This is a genomic window from Ornithinibacillus xuwenensis, from assembly GCF_039614845.1.
Lineage (GTDB): Bacteria > Bacillota > Bacilli > Bacillales > Amphibacillaceae > Ornithinibacillus > Ornithinibacillus xuwenensis.
Map to the genome: position 1 here is coordinate 236,606 of NZ_JBDIML010000001.1, position 17,234 is coordinate 253,839.

Annotated in this window: 22 protein-coding genes and 1 other annotated feature; of the genes, 17 read left to right on the forward strand and 5 right to left on the reverse strand. The window is 35.5% G+C overall.

What is annotated here, in order from left to right; all coding sequences use genetic code 11:
* Positions 1–294: 294 nt before the first annotated feature.
* Positions 295–1,308 (forward strand): hypothetical protein, encoded by a 1,014-nt coding sequence (locus ABC228_RS01490; RefSeq protein WP_345823320.1) that lies wholly within the window; start codon positions 295–297, stop codon positions 1,306–1,308.
* Between the two features lie 206 nt (positions 1,309–1,514).
* On the opposite strand, the gene ABC228_RS01495 is transcribed toward ABC228_RS01490, so the two are convergent.
* The 5 genes from ABC228_RS01495 to ABC228_RS01515 all read right to left on the reverse strand — a co-directional run bounded on the left by ABC228_RS01495 (position 1,515) and on the right by ABC228_RS01515 (position 3,782).
* Positions 1,515–1,709, reverse strand: a complete 195-nt coding sequence (locus ABC228_RS01495) for a helix-turn-helix domain-containing protein (RefSeq protein WP_345823321.1) — start codon at positions 1,707–1,709, stop codon at positions 1,515–1,517.
* Between the two features lie 153 nt (positions 1,710–1,862).
* Positions 1,863–2,000 (reverse strand): hypothetical protein, encoded by a 138-nt coding sequence (locus ABC228_RS01500; protein ID WP_345823322.1) that lies wholly within the window; start codon positions 1,998–2,000, stop codon positions 1,863–1,865.
* Between the two features lie 152 nt (positions 2,001–2,152).
* A complete protein-coding gene (locus ABC228_RS01505; RefSeq protein WP_345823323.1) occupies positions 2,153–2,326 on the reverse strand; it encodes a hypothetical protein in 174 nt (57 codons plus the stop codon).
* A gap of 405 nt (positions 2,327–2,731) precedes the next feature.
* Positions 2,732–2,977 (reverse strand): helix-turn-helix domain-containing protein, encoded by a 246-nt coding sequence (locus ABC228_RS01510; RefSeq protein WP_345823324.1) that lies wholly within the window; start codon positions 2,975–2,977, stop codon positions 2,732–2,734.
* Between the two features lie 454 nt (positions 2,978–3,431).
* Positions 3,432–3,782: a YhjD family protein gene (locus ABC228_RS01515; RefSeq protein WP_345823325.1), complete on the reverse strand. Its 351-nt coding sequence runs from the start codon at positions 3,780–3,782 to the stop codon at positions 3,432–3,434.
* A gap of 833 nt (positions 3,783–4,615) precedes the next feature.
* Between ABC228_RS01515 and ABC228_RS01520 the strand changes: the two genes are divergently transcribed.
* From ABC228_RS01520 to ABC228_RS01595, 16 genes are all read left to right on the forward strand, one after another.
* The gene (locus ABC228_RS01520; RefSeq protein WP_345823326.1) at positions 4,616–5,659 is read left to right on the forward strand and encodes a rod shape-determining protein; all 1,044 of its coding nucleotides are present in this window, start codon (positions 4,616–4,618) and stop codon (positions 5,657–5,659) included.
* Between the two features lie 12 nt (positions 5,660–5,671).
* Positions 5,672–6,538: a rod shape-determining protein MreC gene (gene mreC / locus ABC228_RS01525; protein WP_345823327.1), complete on the forward strand. Its 867-nt coding sequence runs from the start codon at positions 5,672–5,674 to the stop codon at positions 6,536–6,538.
* A complete protein-coding gene (gene mreD / locus ABC228_RS01530; protein WP_345823328.1) occupies positions 6,535–7,056 on the forward strand; it encodes a rod shape-determining protein MreD in 522 nt (173 codons plus the stop codon). Before mreC ends, mreD begins: the two co-directional genes overlap by 4 nt.
* A 65-nt stretch (positions 7,057–7,121) precedes the next feature.
* Positions 7,122–7,814 (forward strand): septum site-determining protein MinC, encoded by a 693-nt coding sequence (gene minC, locus ABC228_RS01535; RefSeq protein ID WP_345823329.1) that lies wholly within the window; start codon positions 7,122–7,124, stop codon positions 7,812–7,814.
* Positions 7,807–8,604, forward strand: a complete 798-nt coding sequence (gene minD, locus ABC228_RS01540; RefSeq protein WP_345823330.1) for a septum site-determining protein MinD — start codon at positions 7,807–7,809, stop codon at positions 8,602–8,604. The genes minC and minD overlap by 8 nt, the downstream gene beginning before the upstream one ends.
* A 241-nt stretch (positions 8,605–8,845) precedes the next feature.
* Entirely contained in the window at positions 8,846–9,619 is a 774-nt protein-coding gene (locus ABC228_RS01545; RefSeq protein ID WP_345823331.1) for a peptidoglycan DD-metalloendopeptidase family protein, read from the forward strand.
* Complete coding sequence (locus ABC228_RS01550) at positions 9,606–10,472, forward strand: M50 family metallopeptidase (RefSeq protein ID WP_345823332.1); 867 nt, start codon at positions 9,606–9,608, stop codon at positions 10,470–10,472. Before ABC228_RS01545 ends, ABC228_RS01550 begins: the two co-directional genes overlap by 14 nt.
* Before the next feature lie 53 nt (positions 10,473–10,525).
* Positions 10,526–10,600, forward strand: a sequence feature (ribosomal protein L21 leader region).
* A 14-nt stretch (positions 10,601–10,614) separates the two neighbouring features.
* Complete coding sequence (rplU, locus tag ABC228_RS01555; protein WP_345823333.1) at positions 10,615–10,923, forward strand: 50S ribosomal protein L21; 309 nt, start codon at positions 10,615–10,617, stop codon at positions 10,921–10,923.
* Between the two features lie 11 nt (positions 10,924–10,934).
* Positions 10,935–11,264: a ribosomal-processing cysteine protease Prp gene (locus ABC228_RS01560; RefSeq protein ID WP_345823334.1), complete on the forward strand. Its 330-nt coding sequence runs from the start codon at positions 10,935–10,937 to the stop codon at positions 11,262–11,264.
* A 13-nt stretch (positions 11,265–11,277) separates the two neighbouring features.
* On the forward strand, positions 11,278–11,568 hold the full coding sequence (gene rpmA, locus ABC228_RS01565) for a 50S ribosomal protein L27 (RefSeq protein WP_345823335.1): 291 nt from the start codon (positions 11,278–11,280) through the stop codon (positions 11,566–11,568).
* Positions 11,569–11,755: 187 nt separating this feature from the next.
* Positions 11,756–12,286, forward strand: a complete 531-nt coding sequence (locus ABC228_RS01570; protein WP_345823336.1) for a Spo0B domain-containing protein — start codon at positions 11,756–11,758, stop codon at positions 12,284–12,286.
* A gap of 18 nt (positions 12,287–12,304) precedes the next feature.
* Positions 12,305–13,585, forward strand: coding sequence for a GTPase ObgE (obgE, locus tag ABC228_RS01575; RefSeq protein ID WP_345823337.1), 1,281 nt, complete (start codon positions 12,305–12,307; stop codon positions 13,583–13,585).
* Between the two features lie 241 nt (positions 13,586–13,826).
* Complete coding sequence (safA, locus tag ABC228_RS01580) at positions 13,827–14,792, forward strand: SafA/ExsA family spore coat assembly protein (RefSeq protein ID WP_345823338.1); 966 nt, start codon at positions 13,827–13,829, stop codon at positions 14,790–14,792.
* Positions 14,789–15,745 carry a phosphotransferase gene (locus ABC228_RS01585; protein ID WP_345823339.1) on the forward strand — a complete coding sequence of 319 codons (957 nt, stop codon included), beginning with the start codon at positions 14,789–14,791 and terminating at the stop codon, positions 15,743–15,745. The genes safA and ABC228_RS01585 overlap by 4 nt, the downstream gene beginning before the upstream one ends.
* 37 nt (positions 15,746–15,782) lie before the next feature.
* Positions 15,783–16,520 carry an NAD(+) synthase gene (nadE, locus tag ABC228_RS01590; protein WP_345823340.1) on the forward strand — a complete coding sequence of 246 codons (738 nt, stop codon included), beginning with the start codon at positions 15,783–15,785 and terminating at the stop codon, positions 16,518–16,520.
* A gap of 58 nt (positions 16,521–16,578) precedes the next feature.
* Entirely contained in the window at positions 16,579–17,133 is a 555-nt protein-coding gene (locus ABC228_RS01595; RefSeq protein WP_345823341.1) for a YhcN/YlaJ family sporulation lipoprotein, read from the forward strand.
* Positions 17,134–17,234: the final 101 nt, after the last annotated feature.

Sequence of the window (17,234 nt, forward strand, 5' to 3'; positions counted from 1 at the left end):
CTAATGCAATCATTGTAGGGTTTTTATAGATACTGGTACATATATTCCTTTTAAATGAACTTAGATACTAAAACGAACTTATTTATTTTAGTTAGAAATGCTAACTCTTAATATGTTTGAATTATTGTAAAAAGCCCAGGGTGGAGTAACTGAGCTTTTATATTATCTTAACCTACCCTATAATATTTAGTTAAACTAATGCAACCGTAGTATATGTGTTATTTATCACAAACATATGATATTATACAGGATAATAGACAGAATAATTAGTATAAATGGGGAGGTTTGAAATACATGGACTTGGTAATGCCAATTGGAAGAAAACATGGATGCCTTACTATAATCGGAGGGGTCGAAGAATATTATGAAAAATTTACTAAAAAAAAAATTGAACAATTAGAACAAGAAAAGCAAAAGTTTATAAATGGGGAAAAAAATCCTAATAATAATTTTGAATCAGTGGATACTTTTGATGAATGGATACAAAATTGTAAGTCTCGAAAGAAATACAAATGTCAATGTAAATGTGGAAAAATATTTTATATTGGAGATACTACTTTTTTAAGAAAAAAATGGAGAGATTGTGAAGGGTTTGGAGAGGAAAGAGAAGATAAAAGTTGTGGGTTAAAGCAAGAGCGTATTAAAAAAAGATTGGCTTCATATCCCAGAGTAAAAGATGAAAGCTATGATATTGATTATTCCAATACCATACATGAATCATTAGAGATATTAGAGTGTATTGATGATAGCTATGAGGAACAACCTATAATATCTGATAAACGAAAGAAGAATGGTGGCACATTTAAAGTATTTAAATTATACAAATGTCGTTGCTATCTGTGTGGTAAAGAATATCAATTTAAATCATCAGATTTAGAAATAAAAATTGATTCATACGGATCTAGATCGCAAGATGGATATTATTGTAATGCTTTTTGTGACTGCCATCACATTTCATCGTTTCAATGGCGGACTATAAAAATATTGAGAGAACATAATATAATATATAGAGTTGAAGTTGAGTTTCAAGACTTATATGGTGTAGGGAAAAAGAAAATGTTGCGTTATGATTTTGCTGTTCTTGGTTCAGATAATAGCATTAAATGTCTTATTGAGTGTCAGGGTGAACAACATTTTAAGCCTGTAGCTGAGTTCGGTGGTGTATCGCAATTTGAGTCTCAAGTAAAGAATGACGAATTGAAACGTGCTTATGCCAAGTCACATAATATACCTTTATTCGAAATTCCTTATACTTGTAATACATACGATAAGGAAATAAAATTTCTTGAAACGGCTGAAATTATTTAAGCACATATTTTCAGATTAAGGGAGCAAAAGATCCGATTTATTGGTGAGTTAGATTTGAGGGAGACTGTCAGGAAAATGCGAAATTACAAAGATAAGGAATTTTTAAACATAAATAAGGCGATTTCCAGTTTCTCAAAGGAACCGCCTTATTTATGTTATTAATGTCACTCAATTAATCGTTAATAATTATAAACTCAGCTGTTTCGTCAGCTAAGCTTAATTTCCTCTTTGTGCTGTTTATAAAACTCATGTAGTTTAATAGCATTATCTAGAGAAATACTCCCTATCTCAATTTTTCCACTTCTGATTCTTGATATGGTACTTTCAGATATTCCAGTCTCTTTATGAATCTTATAACCGGTTATAGCTGAATTAATTAGCTTCTGAATATCCTCTTTCAATTCTTTTCACCTCTTTTGGATTTAGCAACTTGTTTATCCCAATATAGTTTACGGGCATAAACTCCTGCTAATACTACTAAGGATACTAACAATATGAAAATAAGAATTTTCATAGTAGAATGTGGTATACTTAAATTGAAGATGAGAGAGGGGTTAGCCCCTTCGTCTCTTTCTTCTGTTCTCTAGCCGTATTTTATTAGCTTCTAGTTTTGATTTCGTACCTTCATGCCAGAATTTGCGAATCGTAACTAAGCTAGTAAGTACGGCTATTGTTGTAAGTATGTAATCCACATTCTTTTCACCTCCTTGTTATTTGTTAATTATATTATATCATTTTACTTGCGTATAAGCAAGTAATGAGTTAATTAATTCGTGTTTTTATAAAAAATTACTATAGCAACAAAAGTAGATAAAATAAAAAGAGCCTCCTTAAATAAAGAGGCTCATTCCTGAAGCTTCAATTCACGTTCTTTTATAAGATTTCTTAACTCGTCTAAATCCTCCATAGTTGCCTGGTTCCGAATAAAGCTACGTGCTCGAGATCGATTGCTAAGATATTTTGCATGGTCCTTGTTTTTTTCCTGCCAACGTTTATTCGCCTCTGTTTGATTGTTCATTCTGTAATCGCTCCTTTTCTTTAATAAGTTTTCTTTTGGTGTGATTTAAGAAAAGGTTCCAAACACCTAATACAGCTGCACAACCTAATAATATCGCTATTATAATCTCCATAATTTTTGTGGTATACTTAGGAATGAGAGCGGGGATTATTTTCCCCTTCTCATTCTTTGGTATTCTAGTCTTAGTTTTTTCATTTCTAAATTTGTCTTTTGGTTGAGGAGTCATATTTGACGAACTGTTAGAATCGAAATAACTAAGGCTATTATTTTTGCTAAGTATTCCACTTGTTCACCTCCTTATATACATATTATACTATGCATAGTATTAAGACGCAACAAAAGTATGGAATTATTTTCAATTTCTATTTTAAAAAGCCCAGCTGAGGGAACAGCTGGGCTTTTGCTTTATTCATCATATGGTCTATATTTCTCATGAAGTATCTGTGAAGCTTCTTTTCTACTTTCAACATCCTCCCGTAGAAATAGCCTATCTCTATTTATTTCTTTTATAGGCGTTAACTTTCCACGTTTTACAAGTGACCCTAAAGTTTGTCTTGTAACACCTAGGAATTCGATCACTTCTGAAGAAGTCATCACTTCCTTTTGTACAGCAGCAATAAAATCATCTTTAGTTTCTGAAGTATATCTCATATTATTTGCTCCTTTTATTTGGAAGTAAAAGCTTTAAGATGAAAATTAAAAACCAAAGAATTGACACAGAGAAACCAATCCAACTCAATACACTCATATTACTAAAACCTAATTCAACTAGATATGCAGCTAAAATAATGAACACTAAAAAGTCTGTTGTAGATATTCTTTTCATAATTTTATGGAGAATGTGGTATAATATTATTGGGAAGGGGAGAATTTCTCCCCTTGTGGTTTTAGTCCTTATCATTGCCTTTTATTCTATCGTATATATCAAGTGACCCCTTGATAATTGCGATTATTCCGGCAATGATGAGGACTATATTTCTTACATCCTCCATTTTTTCACCTCCTTTTCTATATCTTTATTATATAATACCTACTAACTAAAGTCAATAGATATTTGGTATTTTATTCTATTTTTTAATAAAAAAACCAACCATAGTAGGTTGGCTTAATCTTTCCATATTCTATCCTTTCGTTCAAAACCTGCCGCCTTATCACCATATAAATACTCACTCATTAACTGGCTAGTAAATTCCTTTAATTCTTCTGGAGTATACTCTAAAACCTCATTGTTCACTTTGTATCTACCATTATCCAATCGTTTTACATCCATTCGATACCTTGAACGTAATTCATCATTTAACTTATAAAAGTCTTCTTGCATACGTTCTATAATGGATTCCAACATATCTTGATATAAGTTAGATAATTTAACTTTCTTAAACCTCTCGATGTCTTGATGGAATACTTTTATTGCCATTGGGTAAGCTATGTATCTTTTTATCAAGTTCGAACTCACTCTTCTCACCTGCTCTTTTAACGAAAGTTTCCTTAGTATCATACCATCCTTGTCCCTCTTGATGAAAAGGGTTAAGGATTTTATCCAATAATTCCTCATCTCCTAAATACAATTTCTTCAACTCCATTTCAGTTTTACAATAGTGTACCAAAATGGTGGTATTAATTAGTTGGAAAATTCTAGAGAAAAGGCTGTCATTTTGTATGAATAATACATTTAGGACGGAAAAATTTCATTTAATCTTAACTGAATCAGTTGATTATTTAGGAATTCATCAGATATATCATTGTCAATTGAATATTGATTATCACTTTAAACTAGGTCATCTAAACTACATCCAATAATTTCAGTAATCATCGCGCTCTTAAAAGGGTAATCTTTAAACGACCATAGATATATCTTGAGATAGTGTATTCGGTGTGTTTGGATATGGAATATTAGTAGTAATACTTTAAAAACATCACAAAAAAATCACAGAAAAAAGTAATAATATGAAAATGGGCGAAACAAACGTTCGGAGTTGTGTGAATACAACACTCGAATTAATTAGGACTAGATATTTGAAATAATAGAGAGAAATCGAATATAAGATATTTATAGTACTATCAATTTTTGTTCTTTTCTCGTATAATTATATAGATGGATACCATAGCGCCATTTTCGTATGAATTTAGAAATTGGCGCTTCTTAGAATTGGAAACAGGAATTCGATTAATACATATAATCTCAGTCCATTTTTAAAATTATATAATGAGATGCATCACATAAAATATAATAAGAAAGTCATGCTACAGATAAAGACAATTGAATTGGTGTTGGAGAGGGAGATTTTATTGGCGATTTTTGGATTTTCTCAAGACTTGGGAATTGATTTAGGTACAGCAAATACACTAGTTTTTATTAAAGGTAAGGGTGTTGTATTAAGAGAACCGTCTGTTGTAGCACGAAATATTGAAACAGGTGAAATAGAGGCTGTTGGAAACGCAGCAAAAAATATGATAGGTAGAAGCCCAGGAAACATTTCGGTTATAAGACCAATGAAAGATGGGGTTATTGCTGATTATGATACGACTGCTGTTATGATGAAGTATTATATAAAAAGAGCAATGCGAAATCGTTCTTTCTTTGCCAAAAAACCAAATGTAATGATTTGCGTTCCATCGGGAATAACGATGGTAGAGGAAAGAGCTGTTATTGATGCATCAAAACAGGCTGGTGCTAAAGAGGCATTCCCAATTGCAGAGCCTTTTGCTGCTGCAATTGGAGCTGGATTACCAGTATGGGAGCCTACCGGAAGTATGATCGTTGACATTGGCGGAGGAACAACAGAAGTAGCGGTTATTTCTCTTGGTGGTATTGTGACAAGTAGGTCTATACGAATTGCTGGCGATGATATGGATGAATCCATTATTCAGTACATTCGCAAGACGTATAATTTAATGATTGGTGAAAGAACGGCAGAGCAGATTAAAATGGAAATTGGTTCTGCAGGTGGAGAGAATTTAGAAGCGGAATCAATGGATATTCGTGGGAGGGATTTACTCTCAGGCTTACCGAAGACCATTACAATTAATGGGAAAGAAATAGCAGCAGCATTACAAGATACAGTAGATGCAATTATTGACGCAGTTAAGACAACATTAGAAAAAACGCCACCGGAATTAGCAGCAGATATCATGGACAGGGGAATCGTTTTATCTGGTGGTGGTTCTTTATTACGCAATTTGGATAGTGTTATCAGTGAGGAAACGAAGATGCCAGTGTTTGTTACAGATAATCCGCTAGATAGTGTTGTAATTGGAACAGGTAAGTCATTGGAATATATTCAACACTTTAAATCACAACCAAACGTGTCGACTCGTCCTACGATAGAATAAGCAGGTGTTTTTATGTCATTATTTCGAAAAAAAAGATTGTTTACATTATTAATCGGTATAATCGTTCTTGTAGCCTTAATTGGTTTTTCGCTTCGGGACCGTTCGGAGTTATCAACAGTTGAGCAATTTGTTAATGATACAATTGGTTGGATACAAAATGCAATTTCAGCACCCGTAAAGTATGTGGCAAATATCGTTGAAAATATAGACGATATTCGTGATACATATGACGAAAATCAGTTGTTAAGAGAAAAGTTAGCACAGTATAAAGGATTAATTTACGAAGCACAGGAAATAAAAGAGGAAAATCAAGAATTAAGAGGATTACTCGATAAAGCTGATTCTATTCGTTCCTACAATCCTATTCATGCAACCGTAACAGCGAGATCTCCAGAGCATTGGATTGAACAAGTGACAATTAATAAAGGAGATATAGATGGTGTAGAAGTGAATATGGCAGTAATTACGGCTGATGGAATGGTTGGTAAAATTCAGAGTGTATCAAAGGCTACATCTACAGTCCAATTACTGTCTGGATTTGATGAATTTAATCGTATTTCTGCAACAATTTCTCGTGAAGACGAGGGCGATGATATTTTTGGGTTAATTGAAGAATACGACGAAGAAACCGACTCTTTATTATTTCGAATAATCGAGGAATCAGATCAAGATCTAAAAGAAGGAGAACTTGTTGTATCATCTGGAATGGGCGGTGTGTTTCCTGCGGGATTACCAATAGGAACAGTCAAGGAAGTTGTCCCCGATCAGTATGGTTTAACAAGAACTGCTTTGGTAAAACCAGCTGCTAACATGTATGAAATTAATAATGTTGTAGTCGTTGATCGCAAATTGGATGGAGAAGAGGGGGATCAGGAATGAGGCGTTTATTCCTCCCCCTTATTCTCCTACTCCTTGTAGTTTTAGAGGGAGTTGCATTAGATATATTACCTAGTAATTTAATCGATGGTGATCTAATGATTACACCTCATTGGGTACTGATGTTCTTAGTACTTGTGGCCATATTTTATGATAGTGAAGAAACATATCATTCTATTTTGTATGCGATGGTTTTTGGATTATTGATTGATATCGCCTACACTGGCATCTTAGGTGTCTACATGTTTACTTATGGCGGTGTAATCTACATTATCCATGGATTAAGAAATATGTTGCACAGCAATATTTATACGATTCTATTGTTTGGTATAATGGGTGTAGCAGCTGCCGATTTCATTATAAATATCATATTTTACGTCATTGGTATTATGGATGCTCTCTGGATGGACTATTTAATGTATCGATTAATCCCATCCATATTAGCGAATTCTTTATTTGTTTTATTATTTTACCCGTTATTTGCAAAGCGGCTTGCTAAATGGAGAGAGCAGTTGAGTTAGTGATTAGCGTTTTTTTCTTAGAATCCCTACATAGCATAAAATGTAGTTCTGATGAGGTGAAAGCATTGCAAGACACAAAACAAAAACAATTTATTACAATAAAAGGTACCAGAGACGGGCTTACACTTTTTATCGATGATCGATGCTCATTTGAGGATGCGTGTAGGGAGCTTCAAGAGAAGCTATCGGTTAATCGACCTCAGAAGGACGAGCCAGTTGTACCCGTAACTGTTAAACTCGGAAATCGTTATGTGTATGATGACCAAATTGAAGAGTTAGAAAAAATCATTACCGAAGATAATCACTTTAAGGTTCAAACGTTAGAATCGAATGTAATTTTAAAAACTGAAGCTCTAGAAATGCTAGAGGATGCTGATATTAAGGTGTTTAATCGAATTGTTCGATCTGGACAAGTTCTAGAAGTTACTGGAGATATGTTGCTAATTGGGGATGTTAATCCAGGTGGAAAAGTAGTTTCAACTGGAAACATTTATATTATGGGTAGTTTACACGGAATTGCGCATGCAGGTGTGAATGGTGACCAAAATGCAATTATTACTGCTTCCTACATGAACCCGAGTCAACTCCGAATCGCAGATTACATTAGTCGTGCACCAGATTATGAATCCGACGGTGTATATATGGAATGTGGTCTCATTGATGACGAAAAAGATAAAATAATAATTGATAGATTACAAGTTTTAGCACATAAAAGGAAAAGGTTAAATGGATTCGAAAGGAGAATAATCAATGGGTGAGGCAATCGTTGTAACGTCTGGTAAAGGCGGTGTAGGAAAAACCACTACCACTGCAAATATAGGTACTGCGCTAGCTTTAATGGATAAGAAGGTTTGTTTAATCGATACCGATATCGGTTTAAGAAATTTAGACGTCGTGATGGGACTAGAAAATCGGATTGTCTATGATATTGTCGATGTTGTTCAAGGTAGATGTAAATTAAAACAAGCCTTGATTAAGGACAAGCGCTTCGATTATCTCTCATTATTACCAGCTGCTCAAACAAGTGATAAAACTTCTGTAACACCAGAAGGAATGAGAGAAATAATAAAGGAATTGAAGACTGAATACGATTATATAATCATTGATTGTCCTGCAGGGATCGAACAAGGTTATCAAAATGCCGTTGCAGGAGCAGACAGGGCAATAGTGGTTACTACCCCTGAAAAATCTAGTGTGCGTGATGCCGATCGAATTATTGGGTTATTAGAAAAGGAAGATATCGATCCTCCAAGTCTTGTAATTAACCGAATTCGTAAGCATATGATGAAAACGGGTGACATGCTCGATATTGACGAAATTGTACAAATACTCTCTATTGATCTTATTGGTATCGTATTAGATGATGATGAGGTTATTAAGGCGTCCAATCATGGTGAGCCAGTTGCTTTTCAACCAAATACAAAAGCATCGATTGCATACCGAAATATTGCTAGAAGGATTCTTGGAGAATCTGTACCACTACAGTCTCTAGAGGACGAAACTGGTATGTTCCGAAAGGTGAAGAAGTTTTTCGGGATTAGAAGTTAACTAGTATGGAACAGGATGAACTAATGGATAAACTATTAGTTCATCTTTTTGTTTGTACTAATTTGAAACATATAACCTATGTCTTGTATTCGTTTGGGTTCATATGTATATAGCTTATTATTCAGCGATTATATCGAAAGGGCCATCATAATCCAGTTTTCACTTTATTACCTTTCTATCATATCTTTCACAAGAAGTTCATACACTTGTACAAAAGATGAATGAAGGAATGTGAGGACTAATGAAGAGAAATATTAAGGATGTACGGAAATCGATTGTTGATCGAAAAAAATCACGCGGGATACCTACCAATTCAAAAAGAACTACTGTAAGTACGATTATGCCATCTTTACCACAAGATGAAGAAAAGCATGGATTCTATCCTAATTTTCTTGATACGTCAGCCTCCAATCAAAAAAGTAGTAATGTCATAACGGGTATTATTATTAAAGGATTATTCTCTGTTATGTTATTTTTTTCTGTAGCAATCATTTGGCAAAATGATGCGGCCTTTTTTGACAAGCCGAAAGAATGGACGAGCAATGTGTTAACAGAAGAATTTCCTTTTGCCAGTGCGTATAAATGGTACAAAGATGCGTTTGGAACACCACTAGCTTTTTCTCCTAATGAAAAGAAAGAGGATACTGAAAGTACCCCACTTGCCCTGCCTGTATCGGGGAGTGTCATCGAAACATTTCAAACAAACGGGCGAGGTATTATGATTGCTCCATCTGGAACAACCGATGTGGCAGCTTTAAATGAAGGAATTGTTGTTTTTGCAGGGAATGACCGACATACAGCTAAAACAGTCGTAGTTCAACATACCGATGGCTCCACTTCTACCTATGGATTATTGAGCTCTATTGATGTTCATTTATATCAATTCGTCGATGCTCATCAAAGGATTGGCGAATTTTCGCCTACAACTGATAATGAAAAGGTTTATTTTGCGATTGAAAAAAACAATACGTATGTAGATCCTGTTCAGGTGATAGAAGTTGATGAAAATCCATAAGCTTCTTCCGAAAATACATATACATCCAATCGTATTCGCATTTCTTCTCATATCAGTTGTAACCGGTATGTTTGTAGAAATGTTGATTATTCTTTCTATCGTTCTTATACATGAATTTGGTCATTATGCAGCAGCGACTTATTTTAGATGGAGAATCCGAAAAGTAATGCTCTGGATATTTGGGGGTGTGATGGAGACTGATGAACATGGAAATCGGCCACTCTATGAGGATATCGTGGTGACATTGGCTGGTCCATTTCAGCATCTTTTGATCTATGGATTTGTTTTTATAATTTCGTTTTTTTCAATCATACCAGCTTCCATAATTGACTTGATTTTACTTTATAATACAACGATACTATTATTTAATTTATTGCCAATCTATCCACTAGATGGAGGGAAGCTTTTATTTTTTTTGCTTTCGGCAAGGCTTCCATATCAAAGGGCGTATTATAACATTTTGTTGATTTCTATGGTTTTATGTAGCTTAATCGCTATTATTCAAATAGTCTTTTACCCATTTACTTTAAGTGCATTGTTAATTATGATTTTCTTATTCATTGAAAATCATGCTGCTTGGAAAAAGAGGTATTACGTATTTTTGCGGTTTCTCATAAATCGCTACAAAGGCAATGGTACGCTAAAACTAATGAGACCGATTACGGTACCGTATCAAGATTCGTTAATGGATGTTTTTTCTCGTTTTAGAAGAGATTATAAACATCCAATTTATATTGAAGTGCAAGATGATAAGCGTCTATTTATTGATGAATTTGATTGCTTGCGTTGCTATTTTCATGAAAAGCAATATGACAAGTCCGTCGGTGAAATTGCGAAATATATTGCGACGTAAGCTTGACAAAGTTAGGCATGCATGATAACATTTTTATGTTATTCATCGTAGCACCCGTGCTACAACCGCACAGAACAGGTGTTGAAACTCTTCATAAGAGTACCTGTATGGCGAGTCTGAGTTAATTAAGGAGGTGCAAGTTATGTACGCTATTATCGAAACAGGCGGTAAGCAAATTAAAGTTGAAGAAGGCCAAGCAGTTTATGTTGAAAAGGTTACAGCTGATGTAAACGAAACTGTTACGTTTGATAAAGTTCTTTTCGTAGGTGGGGAAAAGGTTCAAGTTGGTTCTCCATATGTTGATGGTGCTACTGTAACGGCTAAGGTTGAAAAACATGGTCGTCAAAAGAAAGTCACTGTTTTCAAATACAAGCCTAAGAAAAACTATCATAAAAAGCAAGGTCATCGTCAACCTTATACAAAACTAGTAATCGAAAAAATTAACCAATAAGGATTTGTTCCATGATACATGTAACTGTGTTCCGTGATAAGAATCAAATAAAGTCCTTTGAATTATCTGGACATGCAGAAAGTGGACCTTATGGATACGATTTAGTATGTGCTGGGGTATCAGCGGTTTCAATTGGCGCAGTGAATGCTGTGATGAAGCTTTGCGGTACTGACCTGGCAATTGAACAGGGTAGAGAAGGTGGCTATCTTCATGTAACAATTCCTGAATCTATTCCAATAGATCTCATGGAAAAAGTACAGCTCTTGTTCGAAGGTATGGTTGTTTCTTTAGAAACGATAGAACGTGACTATAAACAATTTATTACATTACAAAGTAAATAAGGAGGTGTGCTGAATGCTACGTCTAGATTTACAGTTTTTTGCATCTAAAAAAGGTGTAGGTAGTACAAAGAACGGTCGTGACTCTGAGTCCAAACGTCTTGGTGCTAAACGTGCAGATGGTCAATTCGTAACAGGTGGATCTATTTTATATCGTCAACGCGGTACTAAAATTTATCCAGGCGAAAACGTTGGTCGCGGTGGAGATGACACGCTTTTTGCTAAAATCGATGGTGTTGTTAAATTTGAACGCTATGGACGTGACCGCAAAAAAGTTAGTGTTTATCCGGTTGCTCAAGAAGCATAATATTTGTCTATTAAAAAACTCCAACTATTAGATGGTTGGAGTTTTTTTCATGATTGTTGTCGTGTTTTCTGGATTCCATCATTAAATATCCAATGAAAAAATATAACCTATCTGATGTAAAGTAGGTCTATATTTACATGAACTCATCGTAGTTTTTTGCTATAATGCTACATAATGGAGGGATATTGTGGAAGCGAAGGATGTTATTCAATTACTTAGACTACAACGCCATGATCTTATGAACGATATGCAAATCGTTCATGGCTATTTAAGCATGGGGAAGACTGAAAAGGTAAAAGCAAAGGTATCAGATATTATTGAAGCATTTAATCAAGAACGATTACTGATGAATATAAATTGTCCTAAATTCGCTCTATGGCTAATTCAACTAAAATGGCTTCATAATAACATACGTTTTACATACGATATACATACAGAAATTGGTGATCTAGAAGCCTATGATGATATACTAACAAACCTAGGTCACGTCATCATCGAATCCTTATTAGAGGTTACTCATGATTCTTTACAGCTTATTGAAGGAATGCTACAACTTAAAGCGAGTCAAGAATCAATCGATGTTATAACGACGATTAATGGGCAAACTATCGACCGGGATGAGTTAAAAACAACATTACGTAACAAGGTTAATGATATTTCAATACAAGTAACAGAATCGGATGCAGATGTGGTTTATGTGTTTTCGATTCCTGCCTGATAAAAAGAGGTGAGAAGTATGTTTGTAGATCAAGTCAGTGTATATGTAAAAGCCGGTGATGGTGGAAATGGTCTCGTGGCTTACCGTAGAGAAAAGTATGTTCCTAAAGGTGGTCCAGCCGGTGGTGATGGTGGTAATGGAGGTAATGTAATATTTAAAGTAGATGAAGGACTTAATACATTAATGGATTTCCGCTATAATCGTCACTTTAAGGCAAAACGTGGTGAAAATGGGATGAGTAAGGGTCAGCATGGTAGAAATGCAGCTCCATTAGTTGTATCGGTTCCACCGGGAACTACTGTAATCGATGAGGATACAGGACAAGTTATTGCAGACCTTACTATCCATGAGCAAGAAGCAATAATTGCAAATGGTGGTAGAGGTGGTAGAGGGAATACTCGTTTTGCATCACCTAGAAACCCAGCGCCAGATTTCGCTGAAAATGGAGAGCCTGGAGAAGAAAAAAATATTAAAGTAGAATTAAAGCTTATTGCGGATGTTGGACTTGTTGGGTTTCCGAGTGTCGGTAAGTCGACCTTTTTATCAGTAGTTAGTGCAGCACGTCCGAAAATAGCAGATTATCACTTCACCACATTGGCACCAAATTTAGGAGTGGTGGATACTGGCGATCAGCGGAGCTTCGTGTTGGCTGATTTACCTGGACTGATTGAAGGTGCACATGAGGGTGTAGGACTAGGTCATCAATTTTTACGACATGTTGAGCGAACGAGGGTTATTATTCATGTGATTGATATGGCTGGAACAGAAGGTAGAGATCCTTATGAAGATTTTCAAAAGATAAACAATGAATTACGAGAATATGATGAAAAGCTTATGACAAGACCACAAGTAATAGCTGCCAATAAAATGGACATGCCAGGATCGGAAGAGAATTTACAGCATTTTAAAGAACAAATCGGAGAGGATATACCTGTATATCCAGTTTCAGCATTGACTAAAGAAGGTTTAAGGGACATCTTATTTGCGGTTGCAGATTTATTAGAAACAATTCCAAAATTTGCTCCACAGCTTGAAGAAACAGAAGAAAAGGTTGTCTATCGTTATCAAAAAGAGGATAAAGGCTTTGTTATAACAAGAGATGATGATGGTGCCTATGTTGTTTCAGGTCCACGAATTGAGAAATTATTTAAAATGACTGACTTTAACCGGGATGAAGCAATCAGACGATTTGCACGTCAAATGCGAACGATGGGTGTGGATGAGGAACTAAGAAATAGAGGTGCAGAAGACGGAGATACCATACGTATCCTGCAATTTGAATTTGAGTTTGTTGAATAATGATCGAGTCGTTTTCCGTTACGGAAGACGACTCTTTTTCTGGTTGCAATATGAACGATTAACTCTCTCTTCAATGTTAACAGAACTATAAGGAGCCCTTCTTAACATATCACCATATGTTATTTTTTGAGTAATATTCTGGGAACTTTTTGAATATGGTTCAACATTTATATTTCAATTGCATATCTTGATATAGAGTGATTAGCCCAGAATAGAGAACTGAAAGGAGTTCGATTTAACATTGAAGATTCATATTGTACAAAAAGGAGATACATTATGGGAGCTGTCCAAAAAATATGGGGTGAATTTTGAAGAATTAAAGCAGATGAATTCACATCTTTCAAGTCCAGATATGATAATGCCAGGAATGAAAATACGTATTCCATCTTCTGCTAAAGCTGTTAAAAAAGAAGCACCAATGAAAGAGGCGCCAATTAAGGAAGCCCCAATGGTAGAGCAGCCATATAAAGACATCACGCCTAAGCCAATGCCGGTAATTAAAGAAGACGATAAAAAGCCTGTGATGGACGTAAAGCCTGAAATGCCAATGCCACAAATGCCGCAAATGATAATGCCTCAGGTTATGCAGGCTCCAACCACAGAGCAAGAGCTAACTTATATGTCCTTTAGCTTTCCAGAAGTGCATATAACGGAAGAATCATCAACGGATGAAAGCTCACATCATAAGGAAAAGCCAAAGAAAAAGCCAATGTATCAACCAATGCATCAACCAATGCATCAACCTGTTCACATGGTTCCTTGTTTTCCAGTACATCCGTGTTGTGGACCTCATATGCCGATGATGCACCATCCATGTATGATGCATCATCATCATCATCCACATATGCTACCACAGCAGATGATGGGATATCCTGGAGCAATGATGCCGGTACAGGATACAGAAGATGATTGTGGCTGTGGTGGAGGAAAACACGAGACACAAATGCCACAGATGGGTTACATGCCACAAGGTGGTTTTGAGCCGATGATGAATCCACAGATGCCACAAGGTTACTATGAGCCAGAGATGAACGCCCAGATGCCTCAAGGTTATTATGAGCCAACAATGAACACCCAAGACCAGCCCTTCCAGATGCAACCGACAACAACATACCCATCCATGTCACCATATCCCACAAATTCTTTTCCAACCCCTCCAGGCTATGGTGAATTAAGAACTAATGATAAGGAAGAATCATCCGATTGAGTTATGAGTTAAGAAGAGACGATAATCGAAATAATCGTCTCTCTTCTTTTTTACTTTGGGAGGGAAATTTAGAGACATCGAAGATTCATCCAATAAAGCGTAACGTTTATTTTATTGAGGAAAATACGGGTAGAAAGTTAATTTTAAAAGGACACTCAAATGAAATCAATATGAAACAACAGTGGGAATTCTTTGAATCCATTCGTTCCAAGGAAATTGTTCCTTTTCTTCGGTTTCCTAATGGTAAAAAGGAGATAACGACTGGAACAAATTATTTTTGGACAATTTCACCCTATGTATCCGGGAGAAAATTAAATTATAAGTATCAAGAGGATCGCAAGAGGGCAATTGATACACTAAAGAAATTCCATCAAAAGGCTCAGGAAATTCATGTCAAAAACATGGTCAGGAAGCAATTATTCTATAAGAGATGGACGATAAGACTAAATAAATTTAAGGAAACAGAACACATTTTTTATAAATATCGTTTTGAAAAGTTATTTAACGACATTACAAGCACCATGAGTCAGTACATTGACATCGTATCAAGGTATCCCTGGTTTCAAGAGCAGCTGGATGCAGAAAGAAAAGGAATTTGGGTGCACGGAGATGTAGCATCCCATAACTTTATTCAAAACGAACACACTTTTATCATTGATTTTGATTTATTGCAATCGACCTCACAAATATATGATTACATTCAACTTGGTCAACGGTTTTTACCATTTATTGACTGGGATGCTGAGAAGTTATTAGCCTATAATGTGGTAACAGATGTAGATGTTGAGAAGTACTTATTATCTGTCTTTATACCAAGTGATTTATTACGGGAGTGGTTACATTTCTTAAATCGGAGCATACCGAATAATCTCTATACTTATTTACAATCGCTCGAAGAAGAATGGATTAAGCGTAAAAAATTTTTGAATATGTCCAAAATAATGGTAAAATAACAGTATTATTTTGGAAAAGGTAAAAGGAGCGATTGTTTTGGAAAAGGTAATTGGAGACATTGTAGAATGGTTACAAAATCAAGTGAAAGATGCAGGTGTGGATGGTCTATTAGTTGGAGTAAGTGGCGGTATTGACTCTGCAGTAGTAGCAAACCTAATTAAGCGAGCATGTCCGGATAATTCTCTAGGTGTAATCATGCCGTTAAACAGTGACCCTGAAGGGATGAAGCATGCTGAAAAAGTGATTGATACATGCGGTATTAAAGGAATTACAGTAGATCTTGCTAACACCCATGAAGAAATGTTCTCAACAATAAAAGAACAGCTAAAGGATGAATATAACGAAGAAAACGGAAAACTAGCGGATGCTAATTTACGTGCAAGATTACGAATGAGTACCCTTTATACGGTTGCCACAAACTATAATTATTTGGTAGTAGGTACTGATAATGCAGCTGAATGGTACACAGGATACTTTACTAAATATGGGGATGGTGGAGTAGATATTTTACCAATCGTTGACTTTACGAAAGGTGAAGTTCGTGAGTTGGCAAAATATTTAGGTGTGCCAGATGAAGTTATTAGCAAAAAGCCAAGTGCCGACCTATGGGAAGGGCAAACAGATGAAGCGGAAATGGGCACAACCTACGATAAAATTGACGCATACCTAAAGGGTGAATCCATCCCAGAAGCTGATAAAGTCGTAATTGAAAGAATGCATAATCGTTCCGCTCATAAACGCAATGCGCTTCCACAATTTAAGAAAAAAGGATAATTTATCCGGTAGTAAATACCCTCTCTTATAGCAAACTAGCTATAAGGGAGGTTTTATTATGCGTGGAAACATTATTTGTTTATTAACACTTGTTTTTATCCTTGTTGGGTGTGGTGCGGAGAATGAAGAAGGGATGAATGGAAGTGATAATCAAAATCAAATTGATCCTATAAACTACGAAACACCTCAGGAGCAGCGTGACCGAGTTGGGGAACGCGAAAAATCAATTGGTGAATTAGGAGGATACCCCCAATCTGAACAGAAATTCATAAATGAAGGGGATAAAAATATCTCTGCAAAAAATGAGGATCGTTACACGAATGAAAGAACGTTATTGATTTCAGAGTATTTAGCAGAGAGAAAAGAGATTGTTCAGGCACAAGTAGTTGAGACGAAAGACCGTATTATCGTAGCAATTCAAACTGAGAACCACGAATATCCTAACCTGAATAAAATTGTAGAAGAAGAGGTTCGACAAATTGAGCCGAGTAAACAGATTGTTGTATATACAGACGATAACTACTGGGAAAGAATGCGAAATTTAAATAGTAAGAAAATCGATTTCGATGATAATATTCGAGATACACTAGATAACTTCTTTGGTAATGATTAAGCCTTTGTATTCTGTACAGAGGCTTTTTTAATTCGGACGATAGTCTATGTCCTATGCCCCTCTTTCAAAATTGTGTTAGAATAGGAAAAGGATTTAAGTAG